The organism is Nonomuraea sp. NPDC050691, from assembly GCF_040654455.1.
In the GTDB taxonomy this organism is placed as follows: Bacteria; Actinomycetota; Actinomycetes; order Streptosporangiales; family Streptosporangiaceae; genus Nonomuraea.
Genome location: NZ_JBFAIA010000301.1, coordinates 1 through 5,073, shown reverse-complemented (window position 1 = coordinate 5,073; position 5,073 = coordinate 1). Strand labels below are relative to the sequence as shown.

At 73.5% G+C, this 5,073-nt stretch carries 6 protein-coding genes; 3 read left to right on the top strand and 3 right to left on the bottom strand.

Annotated features, from left to right (window positions below):
* On the top strand, nucleotides 1-1,249 hold a 1,249-nt coding region (locus tag AB0H81_RS43705), incomplete at its 5' end, for a phospholipase A2 (protein WP_358388078.1).
* Here the strand turns inward: AB0H81_RS43705 and AB0H81_RS43700 are convergent.
* A complete protein-coding gene (locus AB0H81_RS43700) occupies nucleotides 1,244-1,897 on the bottom strand; it encodes a TetR/AcrR family transcriptional regulator (protein WP_358388075.1) in 654 nt (217 codons plus the stop codon). The genes AB0H81_RS43705 and AB0H81_RS43700 overlap by 6 nt on opposite strands.
* A gap of 79 nt (nucleotides 1,898-1,976) precedes the next feature.
* Here AB0H81_RS43700 and AB0H81_RS43695 point away from each other — a divergent pair, with 79 nt between their 5' ends.
* Nucleotides 1,977-2,747: an SDR family oxidoreductase gene (locus AB0H81_RS43695; protein ID WP_358388073.1), complete on the top strand. Its 771-nt coding sequence runs from the start codon at nucleotides 1,977-1,979 to the stop codon at nucleotides 2,745-2,747.
* Nucleotides 2,748-2,796: 49 nt separating this feature from the next.
* On the opposite strand, the gene AB0H81_RS43690 is transcribed toward AB0H81_RS43695, so the two are convergent.
* Nucleotides 2,797-3,201: a nuclear transport factor 2 family protein gene (locus tag AB0H81_RS43690; RefSeq protein WP_358388070.1), complete on the bottom strand. Its 405-nt coding sequence runs from the start codon at nucleotides 3,199-3,201 to the stop codon at nucleotides 2,797-2,799.
* 62 nt (nucleotides 3,202-3,263) lie between these two features.
* Here AB0H81_RS43690 and AB0H81_RS43685 point away from each other — a divergent pair, with 62 nt between their 5' ends.
* The gene (locus tag AB0H81_RS43685; RefSeq protein ID WP_358388067.1) at nucleotides 3,264-3,863 is read left to right on the top strand and encodes a TetR/AcrR family transcriptional regulator; all 600 of its coding nucleotides are present in this window, start codon (nucleotides 3,264-3,266) and stop codon (nucleotides 3,861-3,863) included.
* Here the strand turns inward: AB0H81_RS43685 and AB0H81_RS43680 are convergent.
* A partial coding sequence (locus AB0H81_RS43680) for an aldehyde dehydrogenase family protein (RefSeq protein ID WP_358388064.1) occupies nucleotides 3,850-5,073 on the bottom strand: 1,224 nt, incomplete at its 5' end. The genes AB0H81_RS43685 and AB0H81_RS43680 overlap by 14 nt on opposite strands.

The window sequence follows — 5,073 nt, the reverse complement described above, 5'->3', positions numbered from 1 at the left end:
GTCGAGTTCGGGCACGAACGTCAGTCCGCGCGTGCGACGGGCCTCGGCGTACACCGGGTACACCAGGACCGGGGACGGCTACGTCGACCTCGCCTGGGACGCGGGCTCCTCGGAGCCGGTCTACTACCGCGTCCAGTTCCGCTCGAAGGGCACCTCCACCTGGTACACCTTCGCCTACCCCACGACGAGGACCTCGGCGCACCTGACCACACCGCTGTGGAACGACTTCCTGTACGACTTCCGCGTCTTCTCCCAGAACAGCGGGGCCATGAGCGCCCCGTCCAACGCGGTCACCACCGGCCCGGCCTCGGTCGCGCCCAGCGCGCCGAAGAACCTGCGCGTCCAGGCGTCGGGCTACGGCTACGTCACCCTCACCTGGGACCCGAGCGACACCCCGAACGCCTACTACTGGGTCCACTTCAGGTCGGCGGGCAGCTCGGCGTGGTACTACTTCGCCTACCCCACCGTCGGGACGCGCGTCACCCTCACCGCGCCGCTGTGGACCGGCTTCACGTACGACTTCCGGGTCGTCGCGGTGAACCGCTGGGGCTCCAGCCCGCCGGGCAACACCGTCACGGGCGGGCCCACCCATGCGTCCCCGCAGGCGCCGAGGGCGTTCACCGCGACCTCGGCCGTCGGCGGCATCAAGCTGGACTGGTACGCGAGCCCCACGCCGGGCGTCATGTACTGGGTCTACTACCGTCCCTCGTTCCCGTGGAGCGGCGCCTGGGTACGCAGCCGGTACCCGACGACGAAGACCTCGGCCGTCCTCAAGTGGGTCCCCGACATCCGGTACGACGTCAAGGTGACGGCCGTCAACCCGGCCGGCGAGGAGGCCGCCCCCACGCGGACCGCCATGCTGCTGCCCACGAAGCTGAAGATGTACAACCAGCTCACGCAGATCGGCGCGACCGGGCGGGCGTGGTGGGCCGACGCCACCTTCAACCGGGAGTACTACTCCACCTACGGTTTCAACTGGGACAACGACACGTGCAGCTGGAGCCCTGACCGGCCCTGGGTCTACAACAAGCGGGTGGACTTCCGCGACGCGTGCAAGCGCCACGACTTCGGCTACCGCAACGCCAAACAGCTGGGCATCTTCGGCTACCAGGTGAAACGGTACGTGGACTGGATGTTCCTGCAGGACATGTACCACGCGTGCGAGACGCAGCTGCCGTCGTCCTACCAGCGCGCCTGCACCTTCACCTCCAACCTCTACTACAACTGGGTGAGCAACTTCGGCTCATGACGAGGCGGTCCCGGCGGCCCGGGAGGGCCAGGCCGCGAGGGCCAGGTCGGCCGTGGCGGCCAGCTCGGCGGCCGTCGCGCCGTCGCGGGCCCGCTGGGACATGCCCTGGATGACCGCCGCGAAGTAGGCGGCCAGGGCGCGCGGGTCGGCTTCCCCGGGGAGCTCGCCGTCCCGTTGGGCGGCGCGCAGCCGCGCCTCGAAGGTGACCAGGTTGGCGTTGCGCAGCTCGCGCAGGAACGCCTCCACCTCCTCGTCCTCGACGCCCACGTTGGTGGCGGCGCAGATGGTCAGGCATCCGGCGGGGTGCGAGGGGTCGGGGTAGATCGCGGCGGCCTCGCGCAGGATGCGGGCGAGCGCGCCCCGCGCGGTGGGCTCCTCCTCCAGCGCCACGGCCATGAACGCGCCGACCGGCGAGCGGCCGTAGGCGGCCACGACCTCCTTGAACAGCGTCTTCTTGTCGCCGAAGGCGGCGTACAGGCTGCCCGGGCGGATGCCCATCGCCTCGGTCAGCTCGCCGACCGAGGTGGCCTCGTACCCGCGTCGCCAGAACAGCAGCGTGGCCGCGGCGAGCGCGGCGTCGCGGTCGAACCCCCGCGGCCTACCCCGCGCGGCCCGCCGGCCCGCGCCCGTCCCTGTGTCCGTCGCCATGCCCCCCATTCTAGAGCGACCACTCAACAAATCGTGCTACCGTCTTTCTTGAACGATCACTCAAGAAATGAGGAGCACCATGAGCAGGACCCTCGACGGCAAGGTCGCGCTGGTCACCGGCGGCAGCAGGGGCATCGGCCGGGCCATCGCCGAGCGACTGGGCCGTGACGGCGCGGTGGTCGCCGTGGCCTACGCCCGTGACACCGCCTCGGCCGAGGAGGTCGTGGCCCGGATCCGCAAGGACGGCGGCCGGGCGTTCGCGATCCGGGCCGAGCTGGGCGAGCACGGCGACGCGGTCCGGTTGTGGGACGCCTTCGACGCCGCGGTCGAGGAGTTCGCGCCCGCCGGCGGCGTGGACGTCCTCGTCAACAACGCCGCCATCGCCACCAGCTCCGACCTCGACGGGCTGACCGAGGAGGAGCTCGACCGGGTGTTCGCGGTCAACGTGCGGGCGCCGTTCTTCATCGTCAAGGAGGGGCTGGGGCGGCTGCGCGACGGCGGGCGGATCGTCAACATCTCCAGCGGCGTGGCCCGCATCGCGCTGCCGCGCGTGATCGCCTACTCCTCCACCAAGGGCGCGCTGGACGTCTTCACCCTCAACCTGGCCAAGCTGCTCGGCCCGCGCGGCATCACGGTCAACTCGGTGGCCCCCGGCTACGTCGACACCGACGTCAACGCGGGCTGGCTCCGCACGGACCCGGAGGCGGCGGCCGAGGCCGCGGCGGCCGCCGCGCTGGGCCGGGTCGGGCAGCCGGACGACATCGCGGGCGTCGTCGCGTTCCTCGCCTCGGACGACGCCCGCTGGGTGACGGGCCGCGTCGTGGACGCCACGGGCGGCACCGCCTTGTGACGCCCGCCGCCTCAGGCGGCCCAGACCGATCCAGGCGACCCCCGCGGCCTCAGGCGGCCGGCTTGAGCGCCTCGTGCCAGCGGGCCGTGTCGGTGTACTGGTGCAGGCGGCTGATCCGGCCGTCGGTGACCTCCCACAGGTGGACGAACTCGGCCTCGTACGCCCGGCCGGTGGAGCGGGCGACGCCCCGGTAGGTGCCCGCGACGACGACGGTGCCGTCGGTGGCCTCGTGCCACGTCTCGGCGTACGGGGCGGTGGCGAACGCGACGTTGATCGGCCCCCAGATCCCGGCCATCGCCTCCCGCGGGCCGTGGAAGGAGCCGCCGGCGCCGCACGGCAGGCCGGGCGCGGTGCGGGCCTCGAACGCGGGATGCAGGATCGCGAGGATCCCGGCTCCGTCGCCCGCCTGGGTCGCCTCGTAGAAACGCTGGACGAGCTCGGTGGATCGGCTCATGCCGCCCCCTTTTTAGATGATAGATTCTAGAAGCAATCATCTAATATCACGGGAGGCGGCGGATGGGAAGGCCGGGCAAGTTCACCGAGGACCGGATCCTGGACGCGGCGATGGCGATCACCGCCGAGGAGGGGCCCGCCGCGGCCACCATGGCCGCCATCGCCGGGCGGCTGGGCGCGCCGACCGGCTCGCTCTACCATCGCTTCGCCTCGCGCGACCTGCTGATGGCGGCCCTGTGGCTGCGCGGCGTGCGCCGCTTCCAGCACGGCGTGATCGAGGCGCTGGCGGCGGGGGACGTGGAGGCGGCCGCGCTGCACACCCCGCGCTGGTGCCGCGACCACCTGGCCGAGGCGGCGACGGTGCTGCTCCACCGCCGGGAGCTGGTCGCGCGGTGGCCCGGCGAGCTGGCCGGCGAGCTTGAGGGGGTCAACACCGGCCTGTGGGCGGCGTTCGACGCGTGCGCGGCCCGCCTTCCCGTCGTGGGGCGCGAGCGGCTGGTCTTCGCCGTGGTCGACCTGCCCTACGGCGCCGTGCGGCGCCACCTGCTGGCCGGGCAGCCCCCTCCCCCGCTGGTCGACGAGCTGGTGGCGCGCGCCTGCCGCGCCGTGCTGGACCCCGTCCCGGAGGAGGCGGCCACGGGGAGCCGGGTCAGGGGCGGATGATCGCCATGCGGGTGACCGTGAGCTCCTCGATCGCGAACCGCGGGCCCTCCCGCCCGGCGCCCGAGTCCTTGACGCCCCCGTACGGCATGTTGTCCGCCCGGAACCCCGGCACGTCGTTGACCACCACGCCCCCGGCCTCGATGCGCTCGATCGCGGCGAACGCGGTGGCCAGCGAGCGGGTGAAGACCGCGGCGTGCAGCCCGTACCGGGAGGCGTTGACGGCGGCGAAGGCGGCGTCGAGGTCCGGCACCGAGCGCACGCACACGACGGGGCCGAAGATCTCCTCGTCCCACGCGGCGGACCCGTCCGGCACGTCCGTCAGCACCGTCGGCGCGATGGCCCGGCCGTCGCGGACGCCGCCCGTGACGAGCGTGCCGCCCGACTCCCGCACCCAGCCGAGCACCCGCTCGGTGGCGGCCGGGTCGATCAGCGGCGCCACCCGGGTCTCCGGCGAGCGCGGGTCGCCGGAGACGACGTCCTTCACCCGCTCGGCGAGCAGCGACACGAACGCCTCTCGCGCGGGCTCCTCCACCAGCACCCGCTGCACCGAGATGCACGCCTGGCCGGAGGCGTAGTAGCCGCCCCGCACCACCGCGTCCGCGGCGGCCTCCAGGTCGGCGTCCGCGGCCACCACCAGCGCGGCGTTCGAACCGAGCTCCAGCAGCACCTTGGTGGGTGCGGCGGCCCGCGCGATGGCGTGGCCGGCGGCGGCCGAGCCGGTGAACGACACCGCGCCGATCCGCCGGTCCTCCACCAGTGCCCGCCCGACCTCGACGTCACCGGTGACGAGCTGCACCCCGGCCGGGGGCAGCCCGCCCGCCGAGCGCAGCAGGTGCACGAGCCAGAGCGTGGCCAGCGGCGTCGCGGGGGCCGGCTTGACGATCATCGGGCAGCCCGCCGCCACCGCGGGCGCGATCTTGTGGGCGGCCAGCAGGAGCGGGTAGTTGAAGCCGGTGATCCCGACCACCACGCCGATCGGCCGCCGCGTCCAGAACCCGACCAGCCCCTCGCCCGAGGGCAGCAGGTCGAGCGGCACCGTCTCGCCGTGCAGCCGGGCCACCTCCTCGGCCGCCGTCGCGAGCGTGACGAGCGTGCGCGCCACCTCCACCCGGCAGTCCACCAGCGGCTTGCCGGTCTCCAGCACCAGCAGCCGCTCGACGTCCTCCCTGCGGGCCGCGAGCGCGTCGTGGGCGCCCATGAGCGCGGCGCG

Bases quoted from the DNA above. Each gene is read 5' to 3' on its own strand.
- AB0H81_RS43690 (WP_358388070.1), bottom strand. From the start codon at position 3,201: ATGAGCCGATCCACCGAGCTCGTCCAGCGTTTCTACGAGGCGACCCAG.
- AB0H81_RS43685 (WP_358388067.1), top strand. From the start codon at position 3,264: ATGGGAAGGCCGGGCAAGTTCACCGAGGACCGGATCCTGGACGCGGCG.
- AB0H81_RS43700 (WP_358388075.1), bottom strand. From the start codon at position 1,897: ATGGCGACGGACACAGGGACGGGCGCGGGCCGGCGGGCCGCGCGGGGT.
- AB0H81_RS43695 (WP_358388073.1), top strand. From the start codon at position 1,977: ATGAGCAGGACCCTCGACGGCAAGGTCGCGCTGGTCACCGGCGGCAGC.